1 protein-coding gene and 1 pseudogene are annotated in these 3,449 nt (G+C 38.9%); both read right to left on the bottom strand.

Annotation, left to right across the window (positions count from 1 at the left end; genetic code table 11):
* Positions 1-866 precede the first annotated feature (866 nt).
* On the bottom strand, positions 867-2,579 hold the full coding sequence (locus F6K13_RS24365; RefSeq protein ID WP_124154897.1) for a peroxidase family protein: 1,713 nt from the start codon (positions 2,577-2,579) through the stop codon (positions 867-869).
* 577 nt (positions 2,580-3,156) lie between these two features.
* A pseudogene (locus F6K13_RS24360) lies at positions 3,157-3,360 on the bottom strand (zinc ribbon domain-containing protein); the annotation flags it as partial.
* Positions 3,361-3,449: the final 89 nt, after the last annotated feature.

Here is a 3,449-nt window from a genome sequence, read left to right as displayed (position 1 = left end):
ACAGGAAATGATGGTTTTTTCTTGCGAGGGTAGCCTTCTTCCCTCTTCCCTCTTTCTTCTTCCTTCTTCCTTCTTCCTTCTTCCTTACCTTTGCTATACAAGACCGATGCTACCGGACATGATATTACTGAGGATTAATGAGTAATGAGTAATGAGTAATGAGTAATGAGTAATATAGTATCCGGATAATTAGTTATTGTATGATGAGAGTCCTCAGTCCTCAGTCCTCAGGAGTCAGCAGGAAGAAAGGATGAGAGTTGGAATTATCTGTGGATATTCCGGCATTTTATGTCTGCATTGAATGGAAGTAGAAAGTGCGATAACTGTATAACCTGATTTTATATTAAATATTGAAGTGTGGATAGAATTATAAACATATACTACATAACCGGATTCTATATCACACACATAAATTATGAATTACTAGGTGTTTTAACCATGAAAAATCTATTAAAGTACGCATTCGCATTGTCCGCAGCTACTGTTTTCGGTAGACCTAACTCCTAAGTAATTAGGATTAATATCATACACCTGCTTCAGCAACGCAAAAAAAAAATATCTGTGAAATAAACTCTCAGAGCGATCGCTAGTTCATTAGCGGTCGTTGATCATTTGTAGGAGCGTTGTATGCAATGCTCCTACTATGTATAGCAGAAATAAGAAGGAAGAAGGAAAAATCTTGGATTGTCTAAGTTTTAAGCTTTTAATATTTCCTCACCTTTCTTTCGACTGCTATATTACAGGACTTACGCATAAGGTAGGAAAGACTAAAATTTGAGATTGCTTTCCGTTCCGGACTGCTGCGCAAACCCTGTCGGTCGCTTCGGACGAAAATACGTTCCAGGTGCGTAAGTCCTATTTATTAATTAACTGCGATCGCTCGACTGTCTGTTAATTGTTGGTAACATCTTCCATAGACGACCAATCATCAAAAAACTAGCCAGGATAATTAAAGAAGTAGGTCCGCCATCGTTAATGTTAGGCACAGGAGTAGTAGAAGTACTCACAAAGAACACATTTTCAGAAATATTTTCAATTCCAGTGTTCGACTTGATAATATCCGACAACTGAAGACCACCTAACCAATCTGAAACCAAAACACCATCGCCTAACTCCCACTCAGCAAAGTGAGTATCATTTTCATACCAGAAGCGATCGCCATCTCGCAATCTTTCAAACTGGTCTTCTAAAATCGCTTCATTCAACTCCCCAATACTAGAATTTTGTAAATTATCTTCTGCCAACATTCCCACCCATAGGTCAATTTCGTCAACATTGCTATAAACCGCCTCTAGTGATGCCACCAATTCTGGGTCAGATGAAATGTCACTAAAATTATCTTTCCTAGGTAAACCCAATGCTTCCCTAACATCATTGTAGCGGGCCAAACCATGATCCCTCCCGCGCTGAATATTCAGAGCTGCCAAATCTGTTCCATTTACTACTGGCCCTTCACTAGGAGGACCAAATAATTGATTCCGCAAATCATCAATTACTTTCGCGTCTGTTTTCTGCTGTACCTGAGAAGCTAAACCACGCAATATCGGATCTATTCCTCCTTTTTCAGTAATACTATCTGGCCGGAAGAAAACTTCAGATAAGTTTAGTGGGCAAAATTCTGTAGAGCTACCATCTTCATTCAAATGTTGTAGAGTAGGACTAACCATAGTATGTCCCAAACGAAAACCTGCTGTAGAAAATTCTGTACTGATATTAGGATTAACAGTTGAATCATAACCAGTATAAGGGTCGAGAGTCACGCCCAAAGCAGGCAAGAATTCGTCATAAGTAATTTTCTGGATTTGAGCCCCCACTATTTTACGCGCCCGTTGATAAATCTCTTCATCCCGAGCAATAGGGTCTAAAGGTAAGTCTGTATGAGTAGCTTCAATAATTTCAGCGATACGGTTATGCTCTCGTACAAAAAGAGTGTGTATTGAGGTTAAAGCTGAGTTTTCATTTGCTCGTACATCCCCTGCCAAAAAAGTGTTTGCACCCATTGCTTCTTCCATTGCCATGTGAGGTGCATCTTCATCGTCACCTCTAGTTAGCAGTAAATCTCCTGTGGAGTGAGCAGTCACCTTCAATTTTCCACCGTCAAAGCTGCGTAAGAAGTCAGCACGTTCTTGGTCGCTACCATATACATTGCTGCCATCTATCCAAGCTGTAATTTCATTAAATTGGTGGCGGGGGTTAGTGAGGTCAGTGCCAGTATTTTCATCAAAGAGCGATCTAGTAACAGGAATCAATGAACCTTTTACAAAAACAGGGTCGTCGTTAGGAATGGGAATGCTAATAGTTTCTGCTGTTGGTCCTGACTGTAACTCACTCAAAGTGATATCATGGTCAAGAAATTGTCCCCATAACCATGTATAATCACTTAAATTTCGGGGGTTTAGAATAGATTCTGATTGGTTAAACACAGTGTTACTAATAAATCTAGCATTCGGACCGTCAACTAATTCAGAGATGCCATCTTCATAATTTGCTGGTGCTAAACGAAGCAAATTTTCACCAGTTCCACCATATTGAGGATGATCTAAGTTATTGTTACTACCGTCAAATGTACGAAAATTCATAGTTTCCACCTGTATTTTTCTCAACTACATCCTGATCCTTATACTTCTACTTCTACTTTTCCCAAGCTTATGCAGTTTTTCCCAGTATTTTGATTAAGATCTGCTGAATTACTTATATTAAGTTTTACTGATCGCTTTGTATAATGAATTTATCTGTAGAATTATATAGATTATTTCCTAAACTTTTGGTTATATGGCTTCTTATTTGGGTTGTATAGACAATATTTAGGTAATAAGGTCATATGCAATGCCATGTCCATAAGTTACTATTGCTAGAGATGAGGAAATTTTTGGAATTCTCCACAAAGGTTCCACTGGCAATCACATAGAACCCATTTAGTATCTTTGTCAGCGACCCGCATTTTTTTTGCTAGGAGTCAGGAGGGTTTAATCAGGAGTCAAGAGATGGACGGAAGGCATAAGGGAAAAGGTTAAAAAATATTCCCTATCTCCTTACCTCCCCATCTGATTTTTAACATAGGCTCAAATGGATTATATCCGCAAAATAATGTAAATATGTAGAAAGTCTGCTTCATAAAACCGACATAAAACTTCACATAGTGTGATATTTTAATGTTTACTTCCTGCTTCCACCGGAACTGTCGGCAGCACTCCGTCCACAGGCATCAACGGTCAAGCCGACCGCATTTCTTAAATTAATACTTGCGTTCAAATCGCGGTCTATAGATATGCCACAATCAGGGCAATCAAAAGTTCTTAGATTTAATGGCATATCTTGTACATGACCACAACTAGAGCAAGTCTTTGACGATGGAAAAAATCTGTCTACTACTACTAATTCACAGCCGTACCATTGACACTTATACTCTAGCTGTCGTCTAACTCATAAAAGCCCTGGTCTGCTATAGA

This window comes from Okeania sp. SIO2B9, from assembly GCF_010672505.1.
GTDB classification, from domain to species: Bacteria; Cyanobacteriota; Cyanobacteriia; order Cyanobacteriales; family Microcoleaceae; genus Okeania; species Okeania hirsuta.
The sequence above is the reverse complement of the archived record's forward strand: the minus strand, read 5'-3'. Positions and strand labels throughout refer to the sequence as shown.